General features: G+C 65.6%; 16 protein-coding genes and 1 tRNA gene. All 17 read right to left on the bottom strand.

Annotated elements, in window-relative coordinates; all coding sequences use genetic code 11:
• Positions 1 to 54: 54 nt before the first annotated feature.
• The 17 genes from L7H23_RS15430 to L7H23_RS15350 all read right to left on the bottom strand — a co-directional run bounded on the left by L7H23_RS15430 (position 55) and on the right by L7H23_RS15350 (position 17,395).
• The gene (locus L7H23_RS15430; protein ID WP_237836753.1) at positions 55 to 1,236 is read right to left on the bottom strand and encodes an MFS transporter; all 1,182 of its coding nucleotides are present in this window, start codon (positions 1,234 to 1,236) and stop codon (positions 55 to 57) included.
• Entirely contained in the window at positions 1,229 to 2,278 is a 1,050-nt protein-coding gene (locus L7H23_RS15425; protein WP_237836752.1) for a LacI family DNA-binding transcriptional regulator, read from the bottom strand. Before L7H23_RS15425 ends, L7H23_RS15430 begins: the two co-directional genes overlap by 8 nt.
• A 100-nt stretch (positions 2,279 to 2,378) precedes the next feature.
• Positions 2,379 to 3,878 (bottom strand): tryptophan halogenase family protein, encoded by a 1,500-nt coding sequence (locus L7H23_RS15420; RefSeq protein WP_237836751.1) that lies wholly within the window; start codon positions 3,876 to 3,878, stop codon positions 2,379 to 2,381.
• On the bottom strand, positions 3,875 to 4,906 hold the full coding sequence (locus L7H23_RS15415) for a cupin-like domain-containing protein (RefSeq protein ID WP_237836750.1): 1,032 nt from the start codon (positions 4,904 to 4,906) through the stop codon (positions 3,875 to 3,877). The genes L7H23_RS15420 and L7H23_RS15415 overlap by 4 nt, the downstream gene beginning before the upstream one ends.
• Complete coding sequence (locus tag L7H23_RS15410; RefSeq protein WP_237836749.1) at positions 4,899 to 5,615, bottom strand: SapC family protein; 717 nt, start codon at positions 5,613 to 5,615, stop codon at positions 4,899 to 4,901. Before L7H23_RS15410 ends, L7H23_RS15415 begins: the two co-directional genes overlap by 8 nt.
• Before the next feature lie 10 nt (positions 5,616 to 5,625).
• The gene (locus L7H23_RS15405) at positions 5,626 to 7,173 is read right to left on the bottom strand and encodes a tryptophan halogenase family protein (RefSeq protein ID WP_237836748.1); all 1,548 of its coding nucleotides are present in this window, start codon (positions 7,171 to 7,173) and stop codon (positions 5,626 to 5,628) included.
• A gap of 97 nt (positions 7,174 to 7,270) precedes the next feature.
• Positions 7,271 to 10,276 (bottom strand): TonB-dependent receptor, encoded by a 3,006-nt coding sequence (locus L7H23_RS15400; protein ID WP_237836747.1) that lies wholly within the window; start codon positions 10,274 to 10,276, stop codon positions 7,271 to 7,273.
• 351 nt (positions 10,277 to 10,627) lie between these two features.
• Positions 10,628 to 11,290, bottom strand: coding sequence for an RES family NAD+ phosphorylase (locus L7H23_RS15395; protein ID WP_237836746.1), 663 nt, complete (start codon positions 11,288 to 11,290; stop codon positions 10,628 to 10,630).
• 44 nt (positions 11,291 to 11,334) lie between these two features.
• On the bottom strand, positions 11,335 to 11,748 hold the full coding sequence (locus tag L7H23_RS15390) for an MbcA/ParS/Xre antitoxin family protein (RefSeq protein ID WP_237836745.1): 414 nt from the start codon (positions 11,746 to 11,748) through the stop codon (positions 11,335 to 11,337).
• A gap of 133 nt (positions 11,749 to 11,881) precedes the next feature.
• Positions 11,882 to 12,055, bottom strand: a complete 174-nt coding sequence (locus tag L7H23_RS15385) for a hypothetical protein (RefSeq protein WP_237836744.1) — start codon at positions 12,053 to 12,055, stop codon at positions 11,882 to 11,884.
• A gap of 166 nt (positions 12,056 to 12,221) precedes the next feature.
• Positions 12,222 to 13,172: an ornithine cyclodeaminase family protein gene (locus L7H23_RS15380; RefSeq protein ID WP_237836743.1), complete on the bottom strand. Its 951-nt coding sequence runs from the start codon at positions 13,170 to 13,172 to the stop codon at positions 12,222 to 12,224.
• On the bottom strand, positions 13,165 to 14,286 hold the full coding sequence (locus L7H23_RS15375) for a membrane dipeptidase (protein ID WP_237836742.1): 1,122 nt from the start codon (positions 14,284 to 14,286) through the stop codon (positions 13,165 to 13,167). The genes L7H23_RS15380 and L7H23_RS15375 overlap by 8 nt, the downstream gene beginning before the upstream one ends.
• Positions 14,276 to 15,631, bottom strand: a complete 1,356-nt coding sequence (locus tag L7H23_RS15370) for an amidohydrolase family protein (RefSeq protein WP_237836741.1) — start codon at positions 15,629 to 15,631, stop codon at positions 14,276 to 14,278. The genes L7H23_RS15375 and L7H23_RS15370 overlap by 11 nt, the downstream gene beginning before the upstream one ends.
• Positions 15,632 to 15,676: 45 nt before the next feature.
• Positions 15,677 to 15,753, bottom strand: a tRNA-Arg gene (locus tag L7H23_RS15365).
• A 40-nt stretch (positions 15,754 to 15,793) separates the two neighbouring features.
• A complete protein-coding gene (locus L7H23_RS15360) occupies positions 15,794 to 16,258 on the bottom strand; it encodes a DUF1178 family protein (RefSeq protein WP_237836740.1) in 465 nt (154 codons plus the stop codon).
• 3 nt (positions 16,259 to 16,261) lie between these two features.
• Positions 16,262 to 16,522: a glutaredoxin 3 gene (gene grxC / locus L7H23_RS15355; RefSeq protein WP_237836739.1), complete on the bottom strand. Its 261-nt coding sequence runs from the start codon at positions 16,520 to 16,522 to the stop codon at positions 16,262 to 16,264.
• 12 nt (positions 16,523 to 16,534) lie between these two features.
• Positions 16,535 to 17,395, bottom strand: a complete 861-nt coding sequence (locus L7H23_RS15350) for a double zinc ribbon domain-containing protein (protein ID WP_237836738.1) — start codon at positions 17,393 to 17,395, stop codon at positions 16,535 to 16,537.
• Positions 17,396 to 17,475 lie beyond the last annotated feature (80 nt).

The following is a 17,475-nucleotide window of genomic DNA, read 5'->3' as shown; positions in this document are numbered from 1 at the left end:
AATTCTCTCTCGCATAGGCTCTTCGCGAAATCAAGCGGACAATGTCGGGAGGTTTCAGGCCCGGCGGGGCATGGTCGCGAGCAACAGCACGGCTGCTGTCGTCAAGGCCGCGAGCAACAGGAAAAGCGCGCTGAATCCGAACCCCGGAACGAGCGAGAGCGTCAGCCACGGCATGATGAGCGACGGCATGGTGTTGGCGAGATTGAAGATACCGAGATCGCGCCCGCGATGTTCGGCACGCGGCAGGATGCGCAGCGTCTGCCCGGCGTGAAGCGACAGGAACGCCGTCGTCGCGATTCCGAAGACGAGGTAGGCGAGCTTTGCCGATGTCGGATCGGCAGCGAGTGCCATGCCGATCAGTCCGATGGCCGAGACGATCGCCGTGACGACCAGCGGCGCGAACGGCCGGTCGTTGCGGTCGGCCCAGCGTCCGGCGAACAGCGCCACCGGCACCGCAACGGTCAGCGCCACGCTGAAAATACCGGCCTTCTCATTGTCGCCCATCGCGGGATCGATCGAGCGGAACCAGAAATAGAGATAGGCGAAAAGCGCCGCTTCGGCGATCTGGACGAGCAGGCGCGCAAGCCACATGCGCGCGGCGGGCATTGTCACCCTTCGCTCGCCTGACGGGTCCGGCCGCATCAGTTCGGGAAAGGAGCGCGGCCGGCCGAAGAGAAGCGCGGGCAGGATCGCCGCCGCGATCATCGCGGCAACGACGCCAAGCCGCTCTTCGAAGCCGGTGATCCCCGGCAGGGTGACGATCGCCCCCGACCAGGCACCGAGCGCCGGCGACAAGGCGAGCAAGCCGCCGAGGAGCCCCTTCTGCTCGTCGGGGACGACATCGCCCGCCCATGCTGCCAGTGGCCCGAGGATCATGTTCAGCGAAAACTGCCAGGCGATGATCAGCCCGAGCAGCGCGGGCATATTATCCGCGAGCGGCATGGCGAGAAGCAGAGCGACCGTCATGACGAGCCCGAGAGCCACCCAGAGCCGGCGCCCGCCCGTCCGGTCGCTGAGCCAGCCGAAGAAGATACCGGCGACGCTTGCGGCAAGCGCGCCGAAGAAGGTCATGTAACCTAGCCACTGGACGTCGTTCGCACCTGCGAGTTCGGCCATCCGTGCCGGCAGCAACAGCGTCAGGAACGGCACATAGGCGATCGCCCCACCTGCCGCCGCGAGCGCATAGAGCAGCAGAAAGCCGAGCGCCTGGCGCCGCGGCGGTTCGCTTTCAATCATACCGCGCCGTCGATCCGCGTTCGACGAGCCCGCCCGTAACGACGGCCGGCTCGGTCGGACGCGGTGCACCGCGCTGCGACGCGATAATCAGTTCGACGGCCCGCGCCACGGTCGCCGAGATCGGCTGGTCGACGGCGGTCAGCGGCGGCTGGCTGAAATTGACGATCGGCGTGTTGTCGAAGCTGACGATCGAAAGCTGCGACGGGACATCGATGCCGAGTTCGCGCGCGACTTCGAGCGTCGCGAGCGACATCTGGTCGTTGCTTGCGATGATCGCGGTCGGCGGATTCGCACCGCCCAGCAATTGCCGCGCCGCGGCCTCGCCCGAGGCATAGCTGAAATCGCCCTCGGCGAGCAGGCCGTCGATCGGCAGACCGGCAGCACCCATTTCGGCTTTCCAGCCGTCGATCCGCCAGTGGCTGAGATCATATTCGACCGAGCCCGAGATAAAGCCGATGCGCCGGTGGCCCAGATCGATCAGATAGCGTGTCGCGCGCGCGGCCGATCCTTCATCGTCCATCGTCAGCGCGATCCCGGCGTCGCCGCCGTGCGATCCGATGCGCGCAAACGGGATTTTCTGGCTGTGCAGCAGGTTGACGATCAGCGGGTTGTCCGAATGCGGCGGGGTCAGGATCACGCCGTCGGGCTGCAGCGCCGCAATCGCCGCGCGCAATTCCCGTTCGATATGGTCGCTGTGGGTATCGACCAGTTCGAAGATCATCCGGTATCCGAATTCGGCGCATTTCAGCATCCCGCCGAACAGCATCTGGTCGACCCAGTCGGTGCCCTGCCGCGCCTTCCAGTCGGCGATCGTTCGTTCGCGGTCGTTGATCGCGAGGATCAGATAGGAGCGCGACCCGCTCATCCGCTGCGCCGCGATCGAGGGGACGTAACCCAGCTTGTCGATCGACGCCTGCACGCGCTCCTTCATCTCGGGCCGCACGTTCGGTTCGTTGTTGATGACGCGGCTCACCGTCTGCAGCGACACGCCTGCATCGGCCGCTACATGCTTGATCGTTACTGACTGTCGCCGACGCCCCATCAGACCCCTCGGTCCCTGCAAATCCCACAATTCGCTCTGCTAGCGGTGTCACCGGCGCATTGCCAGACACGAAGCCGGCGGTTTTTTATCTTTTGCAGCTTCACGCGGCCTTCGGCTCCGCCGCACCGCAATATTGCGCAACATAATCCTGATGCGAGGGCAGCGTCGCCGCGGTGCGCGTCACGCTCTCGCGAAGCGATGCCATCAACCGTTCGAGTTCGTCGTCGCCCAGCTTCTCCGCGATCGGATGCCAGCTTTGCGGATCGACCCCCTGCCCCATCATGACCTGCACCCAGCTGTTCTCGGCGAAGAGTTCCTCATTCTTGCGGAAGGTCCGGCCGGTTTCGCGGAACAGCTCGATCTTCTGCTGCAGGCTGTCGGGGACCGGCATCGCCGCGACGTGCCGCCAGAACGGGCTGTCGCGCCGCTCGGTCGCCTTGTAGTGCAGGATCACGAAGTCGCGGATCTGCTCGATGTCCTGCCGCTGCTGTTCGTTGAACTCGATCGCGTCGCGCTCGCTGACCCGGCCGTTGGGCATCAGGCGGATGAAGCGCAGCACCGCGCGCTGGATCAGGTGGACCGTCGTCGCCTCGAGCGGCTCGACGAAGCCGCCGGCCAGCCCGACCGCGACGCAGTTGCGATACCATTGCTTGCGGCGGACACCGCCCTTGAACTTGATGTCGAACGGCTCGATCCGCGGCGTGCCGACGCTCGACATCAGCCGGTCATAGGCTGCATCGCGCGACAGATAGCCGCTCGAATAGACGATCCCCGCACCCATCCGGTGCTGCAGCGGAATACGCCATTGCCAGCCCGCATCATGCGCGATCGCCTGTGTGTACGGCATCGGCGGCCCCAGATGGTCCGACTGCACCGCGATGGCGCTGTCGTTGGGTAGCCAGTGCGACCAGTCCTCGAACCCCGCGTGCAGCGCACCGTCGATCAGCAGGCCGCGGAAGCCCGTGCAGTCGACAAACATGTCGCCCTCGACGCGGCGGTCGCCGTCGAGCAGCAGCGCGGCAATATTGCCAGTCTCCCCGTTGAGCTCGACCTTCTGGATCCTGCCCTCGACGCGCTTCGCGCCATCGGCCTCGGCGAGCTTGCGCAGGAAGCGGCCATAGAGCGTCGCATCGACGTGATAGGCGTAGTTCATCCGGTCTTCGGGCAGGTGCGCGAACTTGCCCTGCAGCCCGGCGACGAGCTCGAGGCAATAGTCGTCATAGCTGTGCGGATAACCCTTGGCGCGCGCATGCAGCCAGAAATGCTGGAAGCCCGCCGACCAGTGATCCTTTCCGCTCAGACCGAAGCTGTGGAAATAGCTGTGCCCGTCGTACTTCCAGTTGTCGAACTTGATGCCGAGCTTGAAGGTCGCCTGCGCCGCGCGCATGAAATCGGGCTCGGGAATGCCGAGAATGCGGTTGAAATTGACCAGCGGCGGAATGGTGGATTCGCCGACGCCGATCGTCCCGATCGCCTCGGACTCGACCAGCGTCAGGTCGACGGTCTTGCCCATCGTCCGCGCGATCGCCGCGGCCATCATCCATCCCGAGGTTCCGCCGCCCGCGATCACGACCCGGCGAACTGGTTTGGTGTCACTCATCTGCTCAACGTCCTCAACAGAAAGGCGCGCAGGCGCCCGGCGCTTTCGGGGGTCAGGGGCGCCAGAATGCTGCGCCCCGCTTCGGGAATATGGTCGGTGACGCCGCTGTCCGCGTCGAAGACATAATGGTCGAACAGGTCGCGCCAGATCGCGCGGTCTTCGGGCGGCAGGTCGCGGATCGCGAGGATCGCATGGTTCAGTGCTTCCTGCGGCTGGCCGAGCCAGGCGGGGGTCCGCCGCCACCAGTAGTTCACCAGAATGTTGAAGTCCGCGAGCCCCTCGACATGATGCCACCACATCGACGGGATGAAGATCGCATCGCCGGGCTCCAGTTCCGCAGTCAGCGCATGCGCCATCGCCTCGACGAACTTGGGATGCGCCGCGAGGTCGGGACGTTCGAAATCGACCATCGAGATCGCGCGGCCCGCCGGCGTGTTGTCGATGGGCCCCAGATAGAGATTGCGGAACTCGCCCGGCGGAAACAGCGTGAAGCGGCGCCGGCCCGCGGCGCAGCAGGCCAGATTGTCGGGAAAGTCATTGTGCGCCGCGATCCGCGTCCGCGTCCCGATCCAGATGCTTTCGAGCGGTTCGCGGTCGCCGAGGTCGACGCGGTTCGCCTCGCCCAGGCCGTCGAAATAGCCCGCCATGTCGACCGAGCCAAGATAGACGGCGCGCGGGTCATCGAGATCCTCGCTCTTGTCGATCCCGGCAAAAATGTCGGCGAGTTTGCCGGTGCCGGTCCGGAAGTTCATCTCCATATTCGCGTCGTAGAAGAAGCGCCCGTCGTGTCCCGGCGGACCGATCGACACGGTGAACGGCCGGTCGCGCGCGCGGTCGAGCAGATATTGCCGCACCGCACGCGCCGACCTTTTTCCTTCGGCGACGAGCGGCCAGTCGGCGACCAGACCCCGGATCACGAAGGGTTCGCGCGCCTCGTGAAGGAGAGCGTCGAGCCCCGCCGTGTCAGCAACCGTCCGCTCCGGGACCCGCGCAAGGCGGTCGTATATGGGCGCGTCGCGTTCAGCCATCGCGGCGCCGGTTCTTGCGCGCGATCAGCGCGCCGATCTGCGCCTGCGATGCGATCGCCATGAAGATCGGCATCAGGTGCCCCGCTTCGTGAAGCGCGCCGAGCGCCGCGGCGTCGAGGCTGCGCAATTTCGCCTCGTCGATGATGTGGAAACCGACGAGCGAGTGGACCGACCCGTTGTCGAGCGTGACTTCGAGCGTGAACGGTTCGAGCAGGTCGTGCCCGGCCAGCGCCGCGAAGAAGGCCGTGCTTTCGCGATATCCTTCGTCGAGGTCACCCAGCTTGTCCGCGATATCCTCCAGAAAAGGGGTTGCGAGGCCGCTGGCGTCGAACAGGCGGACGCCTTCCCCGCCCGCGGCGATGCGCGGGTGGCCGAGGTCGACATGCACCTGCGCTGGCGCATCTTCGTTCGCCGACCGGCCGATCAGGAAGGGCTGGATCGCGAGCGACAACGGGCGATAGCCGGCATCCCAGCGCGCGCCATCGACAAAGAGATTCTCGCCGCTTTCGAATCCGAACAGCGCCACCGCGAAAAACTGCTCCTGCCCCGCCTCGCGCCGGAAAAGGATCGGGAAATGGCCCTGTACGCGCCGGAACTCTGTCGGCACCGTCAGCGTCGCCATCACCCCGTCGCCCAGATCGACACCCGTATCGACGCGCACGCGAAGCTCGCGGTGGCTGTTGCTGTCGAGAAGGGCGTGGTTCGTCATGCGGGTCTTTCTATTCGGCGACGATGCGTTCGGCGGCGAGCGCGTCGAGGTAAGTACGGTTTGTCGGCAGGCCCGCCGCGAGCGTGCGCGCGCGCTGGCGCATTTCGGCAAGCGCAGCCATCGCTCGGTCGCTCGCCGGCCAGCCGGCGGGGGCCGGAAAGCCCATGCCATAGAGAATATACTGGTGACTCTCGGCCGAGAAAATCTCGTCGACATAGGGAAAATCGGACGAGGAAGGCGGCTGGTCGCGCCACAGCGTCAGCAGGTCGGCAAGATGCGGCGGGATATGCTCGGGCGCGCGGTGCGCCACCCAATAGGGCTCTTCGCGGCGGCTCAGCGCATAATGGAGCTTGAGGAATTCGATGATGCGGTCCCAGCGATAGCGGAACAGCTTGTTGAAGCGCGCAGCATGGATATCCATCGCTGCCCGGTCGGCCGGGAAGTTATCGGTCAGCGCACGCAGCGAGAGTTCGATAAGGACGATCGCAGACGCCTCGAGCGGCTCGACGAACCCTGCGGCCAGTCCGATCGACAGGCAGTTCCTTTCCCAGAAGCGCGCGCGGTGGCCGGTCCGGAAGCTGATATGCCGGAACGGCGTCCCGAACACCTTGCTCTCGGGCTCCGCCCCCGGCAATTCGCGTTCGATATAGGCGCGCAGGATTTCCTCGGCGCGCCCGGAATCCATGAAGCGGCTCGAATAGACGCAGCCGATCCCGCGCCGCGACGGCAGGCCGATGTCCCATATCCACCCTGCCTCGTGCGCGGTCGCGATCGTCTGCGACGCGATCGGGCTGCCCGGCGGCACCGGCACCTGCGACGCGATCGCGCGGTCGTTGAAGGCATGGTCGCTGCGGTCGACCCACTCGACGCCCAGCGCGCCGTCGATCAGCAGACCCTTGAAGCCGCTGCAGTCAATGAAGAGATCGCCCTCGATCTCGCGGCCGCTGCGGGTCGTCAGTGCAGCGATGTCGCCGTTGTCGGCGTGCCGGACTCCGGTGACATGGTCGAGGATGTGGGTGATGAGCGGGTTCTGCTTCGCATGCGCGGCGAGCAGCGCGCCGAATTTCTCGGTCGCGAAATGATAGGCATAGTTGGTCGCGCCCTGATAGCCCGGCATCGCGCGTTGGCGCGGGGCGAGGTGCAGGCTGCAAACCGCCGCCTGCGCGCTCATCGCCGCCGCAAAGGGCTGGTCGGGCGCCGAGGCCTGCCATGCCGCGAGCAGCTCGCCGGTCGGGACGGGCGGCGGGGTCGTGAAGGGGTGCAGGTAACTGTCGCCTTCCGAACCGTCGACCCAGCCGTCGAACCGCGAAGCCTGCTTGAACGCGCCGTCGCAGGCCGACAGGAAATCGCCTTCGTCGAGCCCGATCGTCGCCAGCGTCGACCGCATCGTCGGCCAGGTGCCCTCGCCGACGCCGACGATCGGCACGTCGGGTGCCTCGACCAGCGTGATCGACAGCGGCGCGGCCTCGGCGCGGCGCGAAACGGCGATCAGCGACGCAGCCAGCCAGCCGGCCGTGCCGCCGCCCACGATGACAACCCTCTCGACTTTTTGCGTCATTGGGAACGTTCCTAAGCCAGTCGGCGCCCTCCGTCACGCAAAAGAGCCGCGCCCCGGGGAAGCGCGGCTCTGTCGCCTGCGGGAGGGGTCCCCGCGTCTAGAAGCTGAACCTCACACCGGCCGCGTAGCGGGCATAGCCCGGCGCCACGAAGGTGACGTTGTTGTTGCTGCGCAGATGCCCGCGGCGCCCTTCGCCCGTCAGGTTGATCGCCTCGACGAAGCCCGTAAGGCCCGGCATGAACTCATAGCTCGCGCTGGCGTCGATCTGCCAATAATCCTCGATATAGGTCGGGTTCGGCCCGCTGCCCTGGAGGAATTCGTCGCGCCAGTTCCATGCGACGCGCGCCTGGATTCCGTTCTTGTCGTAATAGGCCACCGCATTGGCGCTGTCGCTGAGGCCGACCAGCGCGAACTGCGGGACCGACGACGGCTGCGTATTGTCGTACGTCGCGTCGCCATTGACGATCGTATAGTTCAGGATGACCCCGAAGCCCGTATCCCAGAAGCTGTGCTGGATCGCGAATTCGAAGCCGTTCAGCGATGCCGTCTGATCGCTGTTGATCGGCTGCGTGACCTGGAAATTGAGCGCCGGGTCCTCGGGCAGCGTATTGATCGTCCCGACATAGGTGCCCGGCCCGCCGCCCGTGATGGTCACCGACCCCGGATAGTTGGCGAAGATATACTGCCGGATCTGTGCCACCGTGGCATTCTGGCCGAGCGCCGCGACCGCCGCGTTCCAACGTGGCCCGTTCACCGGCGTCTTCAGCCCGAAAGCTTCGGTATCGACGCGCGTCGTCGAGATGAAGTTGCTGACATCCTTATGGAAATATCCGACGGACATATAGCTGCCGGGGGCGTAATACCATTCCGCCGACAGGTCGATATTCTTCGACTTGTAGGGGATCAGTCCCGGATTGCCCTGCGAACCGGTTCCGCCGCCGACCCGGAACAGCGTGTCGAGCGTGCGGCCGCCCTGCATGTTGGCATAGTCGGGCCGCGTGATCGTGTGGCTGTACGACGCGCGCAGCTTGACGTTCTCGATCGGGGAGACGTCGAGGTCGAACGCGGGCAACCAGTTCTCGTACGATCCCTTGAAGCGGGTAAAGTCGCTGTCGCCCGAGAAGATGATGTTGAACTCGTTGTCGCCGACCCAGCGGGTACCGGTGGGCACCGGCACAAGCGCGGCCGAGGAAATGTCGGTCGTCTCGTAACGGACGCCCGCCACGAAATGCGCCGGATTGTTGAACAGGTCGAATTTCGTCGAGACCTGCAGATACGGCGCCAGCGTCTTTTCGGTGATCCGCCGGTCGGTATTATAGTTGGCGATACAGGTGCCCGGGATCGCCTGCGACCCCGTCTGCGGCCGGCTGCACGTGCCGTATTTCGATTCGATCAGATCGACCATCCGCTCGAAGTCGAACGTGTAGAAGCTCTGGATCATCCCCGGCTGCGCAAGGCCCGGGAACTTGTCGGGCAACGTTTCGAGCGTGAAGATATCGTCAGGGATATCCGCCGCCGGTCCGGCGCCGCCCCAAGTGTCGTTCTGGATCGTCCCGAACGCCGAGCGCACCTTGTTCTCGACATAGGAAACGCCGAAGTCGATGCTGTCGAGGAAACCTTCCTCCGCCTGATAGCGGCCGCGCAGCTGGATCTGGTTGATCTCGTCGCGGAAATAGGCGGCACGGAAGGCGTTGCCCGTCGGCTGGATCAGCCCCGCGTTCAGCGGGTCGATGCCCGGATACATCTGGTACGACAGGATCGGCAGATCGTTCTCGAAATTGATCGACTGGCTCTGGACGCCGAAGATCGCGTTCCCGACCGACATGCTCGAACCATATTTGTTGACCGGCTTGACCGTTGCCGTCGAATGGTGCGCGTCGAGCTCGAAGGAAAAGCCCGTATCGTTCTTCCAGTCGAGGTTGAAACCGATCGAACGGTTCTCGGCGCGGTTGTCGGTCAGCGCGCCGCTGTACGACAGATCCTTGCCGCCGTTGAGCGTGGTGGTGCTCGGCGGAGCCGGCGGTGCCGCGAAGCGCTCGGTATAGAATATCGGGCCGGCAACCGGGCCGTCGGTCCAGGCGCTCGACGTGTCCTCGTGGTTGAACCAGATGCCGACGTTGCTGTTTCGCGTCTGAACCGTGTTGCGCGAATAGGTGTAATCGAGCGTCGCGGTCAGCGAATCCGCGGGGCGCCACTGCAGCACCGCCTGCCCGTTGATCCGCTCGCGATTGATGTCGTTGAGGTCGTAGGACGCGTTCTGCGGCACCTGATAGACGTCGGTCGGATCGGGGCGGTTCGCGATGTTGGGGAAACGCGGATCGCCCGGCTGCGCCAGCGAACCCCAGTTGTTTTCGCTGCCCAGATAACCGTCGCGCCAGCCGACATTCGCCTGGTTGTTGCTCGATTTGCGCTTCTGGTACGAACCGGTGATCAGGATGCCGAGCGTGTCGTCGGCAAAGGTCGTGCTGAAGATGCCCGAGATTTCGGGAGTGACCGGATTGCCGTTGTTGCGCGATGAATCATAAACCGCTTTGGCCGACAGGCTGCCGTACATGCCCGGCTTGTCGAGCGGGCGCGGCGTACGGATGTTGATCGTCGAGCCGATACCGCCCGATTCCACCGTCGCGCGGCCGCTCTTGTAGACCTCGACCGCCGAAACGCCTTCGGAGGCGAGGTTCGCGAAATCGAACGAGCGCGACGAGGGCGCGCTGCCGCCGTCACCGATGATCGCGGTGGGCATCTGGCGGCCGTTGAGGGTGACGAGGTTGAACTCGGGACCGAAGCCGCGGACCGTAACGGTCGAGCCTTCGCCGTTCGAGCGGTCGATCGATACGCCGGTGATCCGCTGCAGCGATTCGGCAAGGTTGGTGTCGGGGAATTTGCCGATGTCTTCGGCCGAGATCGCATCAACGACGCCTACAGCGTCGCGCTTGATATCCGCCGCCGCCGAGAGGCTTGCCCGGATACCGGTCACGACGATCTCGTCGCCGGCACCCTCTGCCGGAGCTTCCTGTGCCATGGCCGCCTGGGCCGCCCCCATCAGCGACAGTGCCGATGTGCTGACCAAAAATTTGGCGAGCCAATGCTTGTGCGAAGCCTGCATCCCTAACCCTCCCGTTTAGCCACTCTTTGGCGGCATTTGTAATGTGAACGTTCACCTAAATGATAACGTTCTCTTTGTCAACGCGTTCGCATGGCGCCCACGCGTTAAATGCAACAGAAGAGGCATCGTTGCGCGGGTGCTGTCGCAATCAAGGCCGTCTTTTTCATCTTTATGGTTTTAAAGGAATAATATCGGGAAGAGGTTCCTCCGTGCGGAAGTGCGCGCGAGGCCCGGCGAGCCGTTCAGCGATGCCAAGACTACGAATGCAACGCTGCTGAACCATGGACACACACCCCGCATGACCCCCGGCAGGACCGCCATCCACACCGTCGCCGGGTGAGGCGACAGCCGCTATTCGTCGACGATTCGAAACACCGCGCCCGTCCCGGCATCGCGGACCAGATCGACGCACCGGCCGTCCCAGTGATAGTCGAGATGCCGCCCCTGTACGGGCAGCGAAGCACCATCGGGGTAGAAGAGGCCGACGCATTCGCCGCCGGGATGGCGTACGCTGGGATAGGCGATGCCGTCGCTTCCACCGCGACGAAGCCGGATACCCAGACTCTGCGCATCATCATAATCGTCGGGGTCGAGTTCGCCCGCGCCCGCCTCTCCGCGCAGATCGTGCAGATCGGCCGCGATGTCGAGCAGGAGCTCCCGGAACTGCGACGTCCATCCGGGCGCCTCGGCCGTTCGCGCCATGAAGCGCGCGTGATGGTGAATGGTCTCGAACAACGCCGTCTCATAGGCGCGCGCGGCGTAGAGAACGCCGAAGCTGCCGTCGGAAAAACGGCTCGTCCGGTCGGGACTGACATGGGTGAACGACGCCATCAACCAGGAAGCGCCCGGTCCGCCGACGCGCCGGTCGGGGGGCACCAGGTCGAGATTGCCGATCGTTGCCATGATCCGCGGGTTGGTCTTTTGCTCGGCCGACAACAGAAGCGGCCAGTCGGCAGGATCGGCAATATCCTCGAACAGGTCGATCGGCGGGAACAGGCTGCGGATGATCCGCACCGCCCCTTTCCATTCGACCCGCGAAACAGGAAGCTTCCCCTTCGTCACCACCCGCCACGCTCGGCGTCGAGATAGCGACGCACGCGCATGATGTCGGTAAGCTCTCCGCCCAGCATCACCTCGAGCGCGCTGCCGCCGCCGAAGCCCGTGTTCGGCGCCTTGACCCAGTCATAGGCACGCTGCGCTTCGGTGAAGATGATGCGCAGCGCCTTGTGAATGCCCATCAGGTTCGACAGCCTCGCCCGGCCGTCCCGCGTCAGGCGTCCGGGCCCCTCGGCCTTCCAGCGGCGGAAGCTGCGCACCGGCATGTCGAGCAGGACGGCCGCCTGTTCGTCGGTGATACCCCATTTGCCGAACAGGTTCAGCGCGGCGCGGAACAGCGCCTCGCCCTCGGCCTGCGTGATCGGGTCGGCGCGAAACGCCTGGCCGATCGTATCAACGGGTTGCAATGCCAGCATGATCATTCTCCATATGGCATCATATAGTAATTATATGCCATATGGCAATATCGGCTTGCCACGCGCACAAATGGAAAGACCGGCCCGCGCAAGGTGCGGACCGGCCTTTTCGGAGTTCGAGAGGGAAAGGGGCTTACTGGCCCTTCTTCTCGACCTTCTTCGCGCTGTGCGTGGCGGCCTTCTTCGCCGGCGCCTTGGTGGTGGCGGTCTTCTTCGCCGGCTGCGCGGCGGGCGTCGCGGCAAAGGCGGATCCGGCGATCGCTACCGACAGGGCAGCAGCGGCAGCAAGCTTGGTAAAGTTACGCATGGGTTCACTCCTAGACAGTTGATCCGCCCCATTTTCCGAAACGGGCGCCGTCTGGATGAACCGATCCTCTGCCAGGGTCAGGGGGATGGATTGGACCGGTTCATCCGACGCCCCCCTTATGGGCGCCCCACCCTGCCCGGGCGATGGCGACCGGATTACATATTCGTCATCTTCGGTCCGCGCGCCACAGCCAGCCGGCGCACGCCAGATCCTGCACGATCGATCCCAGCGATTTGTAGATCGTCACGTCGCGCGCCCCGATCCGGCCGGGCGCCGTCCCGGCGAAGACGTGCCCGATCTCCGGCAGCACATGCGCCTCGGTCACCAGCCCCGCCGCTTTCGCGCGCAGATATTCGGCGCCCTGCGCAAGCACCCCCTCGCGATGATCGGGAATGAAGCGCGCGCGCGCGACGAGCGCCTCGTCGATTTCGGACGGTCCGGCTCGGCTCGACCCGACGACATTGATATGCGCGCCCTCGGCAACATCGCGATCGAACAGGATCGGTTCGGCAGCGGCGGTGAGCGCACAGATGATATCGGCGCCCGCCGCAGCTTCGGCCACAGACTTCACCGTGCGAGCCGGGAGCCCGAGATCGCCGATCCGCCGTGCCAGCGCATCCGCCTTTTCCGTTGCCCGCCCCCAGACGGTCACTTCCTCGAGATTGCGGACATGCCGGATCGCGGCGACGTGATGCCACGCCTGCTCGCCCGTTCCCAATATGGCGAGCCGCCGCGCGTCGGGGCGCGCAAGCGCATCGGTTGCAGCCGCCGAAGCGGCGGCGGTGCGGATCGCGGTCACCTCCCCCGCGTCGATGACGCACACCGGCGCACCGCTTGCACGGTCGAACAGGAGGATGAGCCCCTGGTGCGACCCGCCCTCCGCCGCTGCGGCGGGAAACACGCTAATGATCTTCGCGCCGAAGCCCGCTCCGTCGAGCGCACCCGGCATCACCCCGAACATGTCGCCGCCGCCCAGATCGATGATCCCGCGCAGCAATTGCTGGCTGCGCCCCCCGGCCAGCGCGGCCATCGCCGTCTTCATCAGCGGGATGCAGTCGGCATGGCCCAGCCGCTCGCGGACCTCGCTCGCGTCGATGAACGCGATGGGTTCAGGCACCCCACACGCCTTCGGCATGGCGCATGAAATTGAGCCCCATGATCTTCTCGATCCGCGCCGACGAATAGCCCCGCGCCGACAGCAGCCCTATCAGCTTGCGAAATTGCTCCGGCCCGCGCAGGTCGACGACGAAGGGATAGGTGTCGGGCCGCTCGCCGGTCGCACTGATCCCGGCGGCGCGGCGCGCCTCGATCTCTTTCGCGAGCACAGCCTCGTAACGCTTGAGATCGTCGATCTGCGTCACGTAGCCGTCGGTGCCGATCCCGACATGATCCTCTCCGCAGACATTCACCGCATGGTCGATATGCGCCACCACATCCTCGGCACGCGCATGGCCCGAGATGTTGAGGAAAGGCATGAAATAGATGCCGACGAAACCGCCCTTCTCCGCCACCAGCCGCAGTTCGGCATCGGTCTTGTTGCGCGGCAGGTCGGTCACCGCGCGGCACCCGGTATGGTTGATCGAGATCGGCGCCTTCGACGCCCGCGCCGCTTCCAGACAGGTGCGTTCGCCGCTGTGCGAAAGGTCGACGATCATCTTCTGCGCATTCAGCCGCTCGATCACCTCGCGTCCGAAATCGGTCAGTCCCGGATTGTCCGCCGCCATCGACCCGCCGCCAAGCAGGTTCGCCGGATTATAGGTGAGCTGGAATATCCGCACGCCCATATTGGCGAAGATGTCGACCCGGCGCGCATCCTTTCCCATCATCGCTGCATTCTGGAATCCGTATATGATGCCGACCTTCTTCTCGGCCTTGGCGCGGCGGATGTCGGCGACGCTCAATATCTTGATCAGGTCGCGTGGATAGCGCCGCAGCAGCATGTCGGCCTCGGCCACGTCGCGGACGCTCTTCTCGAACGGCTCGTCGGGACCGGCGACATAGCCGAAGGTCCAGTTGATCGCGGTGACGCCCGAAGCGTGCGCGTCGGCAAGCACGCGCGCCGAATAGGGATCGGCCGCATCGGGATCGTTCGGATCGCCGAGCCCGCCGAGGGCGTTGACGATCACCCATTTGCTGCTGTCCGGAGCCGCTGCCCAGGCTCCGCGTAGCAGCAGGGCGCCGGCAGCGAGCCCCGCCGCGCCAAGCATCATCGCGCGCCGTTCAATCGTCATCGCCAAGCTCCTTTTCCGTCACTGGGACATAGTCGGCGCGCCGATACTCGCGCCCGCGCTTCACCGTCATCTCGATCGTCTCGATATTGCCGATGTCGACGAGCGGATCGGCGGTCAGCACGACGAAGTTGGCAAGCTTGCCGGCCTCGACCGACCCCATATCCTTCGCCTGCCCCGCAGCCTCCGCCCCGACCAGCGTCGCAGACCGGATCACCGCGAGCGCTGGCATGCCGACATCGCGCGCCAGATAGCGCAACTCCTCATGCACTTCAGGCCAGGCATCGCCTGCCGGATCGACATAATCGGTTCCGGTCGAGATCGGGATACCGGCGCGCCAAGCCTGCTGCGTCAGGCGGATCGTCTGCGCCCCGCTGCAACGCAGCGGCTTCTTTTCGGGGTGCGCCTTGCGCTCCGCTTCGAATTTCACGAACAGATTGCCGGTCGCGTCGAGGATCGTTCCCTGCTTCAGCATCGCGCGATAGAGGCGCGCGACGACCGGATCGTCACCGGCGGGGGCGAGAAGATTTTCCCGGACCGGCGTCCGGTCCTCATAGGCGGCAAGATTCGCCGGCTGCGCCTCATAGCCGAGATAACAGACGTGACTGATCACATCCGCGCCCGCCGCGATCACGTCCGAGGGTCTGGCCGGAAAGACCGAACTGTGGGCCCAGATCATCACATGCTGGCGATGCGCTTCGGCGGTGATCGCGCGGACACGCTCGGCTGGAAGGTCGGCATAGATCTTGATCGCACTTGCGGAGGTTCCGCGCGCCAGCGTCACCGCGGTGCGAAGGTCGGTTCCCTTGTCGATCGACTGCATCCACGGCGCGGTTCCCGGCGTGAAGCCGCGGCTCACCGCCAGGACGCGCGGATCCTCGAAAAAGGGCGGTCCGGCCATCAGCGCGGCATAATAGATGTCGGGCGCCGGAATCTCGCCGACCAGCGCCGCACGCGAAAGATCGCCGACGGCGCGCAGATCGTCGGCCATGTCGCGGACCGCAGTCACGCCGCCATAGAGCTGACGCCGCAGGATCGCTTCGGCGCGCGCGCGGTTCGGCGGCGTCGCAAGGTGGACGTGGCTGTCGATCAGCCCCGGGATCACAAAACGCCCTGCCAGGTCGACCCTGCGCGCGCCCGAAGCGCGTTCGTCCAGGCCGCCCCGCGCCCCGACCGCGACGATGCGTTCGCCCTCGACCAATATGTCCTGATGCTCGCGGGCGGGCCCTCCCGTCCCGTCGATCAGCGTGACGTCGCTATACAGGACTCCGTCTGCTGCCGCAGCGGATGCGGGAAGAATGAAGGCGGCGAGGAGGAAGAGCGACGAGCGAAAGCTGAAACAGGCCATGCCTTTGGCTAGCCGCCCCCGGAGCGCGCCGCAACCGGGACATCATGGTGCACCCGACAGGATTCGAACCTGTGGCCCCCAGATTAGGAATCTGATGCTCTATCCTGCTGAGCTACGGGTGCAGCCGGGGTCCGTGTAGCGGGCGGGTATGCGACAGGTCAATCAGTTCGCGGCCTCGGGCGGAACGATCGGAACGAGAAGCGGCATGGCCGCAATCCCGTCGTCGCGCAGCGCCTGCGCCTCCTCGGGCGAAGTCTGACCGTGAATCAGGTCCTCGGCCGCCCGGCCTTCGTGCATGGCGCGCGCGGCATCGGCGAAATCGCGCCCGACCCAGCGCGATTGCGGAAGCATCTCGGCCTGTTTTGCCGCTATCTCCGCAAGCACCTTGCGCATCAGTTCCGGACCCGGCTCGCCGTGGGTGTCCACAGGCGGCGACGCCGGAGCGCTGGCGATCTGGTTCGACTTTGCGCCGACACGCGGCGCCATCACGGCCTTCCTTACATCGACATCCCCGCAGACGGGGCATGCGATCAGCCCGCGCGCCTGCTGGTCGGCAAAGCTCTCGCTGCTCGCGAACCACGCCTCGAACCGGTGGGCGCCGGTGCAACTGAGGTCGAAAACGATCAAGTTTCAGCCCGCTCCGAGCAGCGGATCGAGCTGGCCCTTCGCCTCGAGCGCGGCCAGGTCGTCGCTCCCGCCGACATGCTTTCCGTCGATGAATATCTGCGGCACGGTGCGGCCGCCGTTCGAACGTTCGACCATCGCCTCGAACCCGGCGCGGTCCATTGTCACGTCGAGTTCCTGATAATCGGCGCCCTTGCGATCGAGCAGCGCCTTCGCGCGCGCGCAATAGCCGCAGAAGGCCTTGGTATAGATTTCGATCTTTGCCATGCGGCTATCCTGTCATCCTTTGATCGTCATATCGGAATCAACGTCCGCAAAGTCAAATATGTTGCCCGTCATCAGCGCATCGGGAACCACACGGGCCCACGCCAGCGCCGACACCCGCGCCGCGCCGCTGTGCTTCAGCGCCCGTGCCGCCGCGCGGAGCGTCGCGCCGCTGGCATGGACGTCGTCGATCAGCACCAGATGCCGGCCCTCGGCGCGCGGCCTCGCATCCTGCGCCAGTGCGAAGGCTCCCGCAACGATCCGTTCGCGCTCGCGCCGCCCCTTGCCGCGCAGCGCCGCAGTCGCCTTGTTCCGGACGAGAAGGCGATGGTCGTGCGGCGTGCCCGTAAGCTCGGTCAGCGCGTCGGCGACGAGCGCCGCCTGGTTGAAGCCGCGCGACCAGAGCCGCCAGCGATGGAGCGGAACCGGGATCAGGAGCATCTCGTCGCCTCGGCCGAGCGCGGCCAGCGGGCGCGCCATCAATTGTGCCATCAACCGCGCATGTCCCGTCCGCCGTCCATATTTCAGCCGCAGCGCGACGGTGCGCGCAACTGCGCCATAGGCGACGGCGGACGGCGCCCCCTCGAACGGCGGCGCCGACGCGAGGCAGGCGCCGCAACGGACCGGCGCGCCGGGCAAAGCCGTCGGCAGCGGGATCGAGCATTGCGCACAGGCCGGGCCGTCGAGGAAATGGAGCGACGACCAGCAACCGAGACAGAATTGCCGGTCCTCGCCGACGATCGCACCACAGCCCGGACACCGCGGCGGCAACGCATAATCGACGATGGCGCGTCCGATCCGGCGTACGGGGTGAATGAAGCCGTGGCCGACCGCACCCGGCGCGTCGATTCCGGCGTCCCCGATTGCCGCGCTCATGCGGACACTTGTGAAGCATCGCGCGGGGCGGCACAAGCGCGTGCATGTCGTCCTCCCCGCCCCTCTTTTCTCCCGCCCGC

The organism is Sphingopyxis sp. BSN-002, assembly GCF_022024275.1.
In the GTDB taxonomy this organism is placed as follows: domain Bacteria; phylum Pseudomonadota; class Alphaproteobacteria; order Sphingomonadales; family Sphingomonadaceae; genus Sphingopyxis.
Note: the sequence above shows the minus strand (reverse complement) of the source record. Positions and strands in the feature narration are given on the sequence as shown.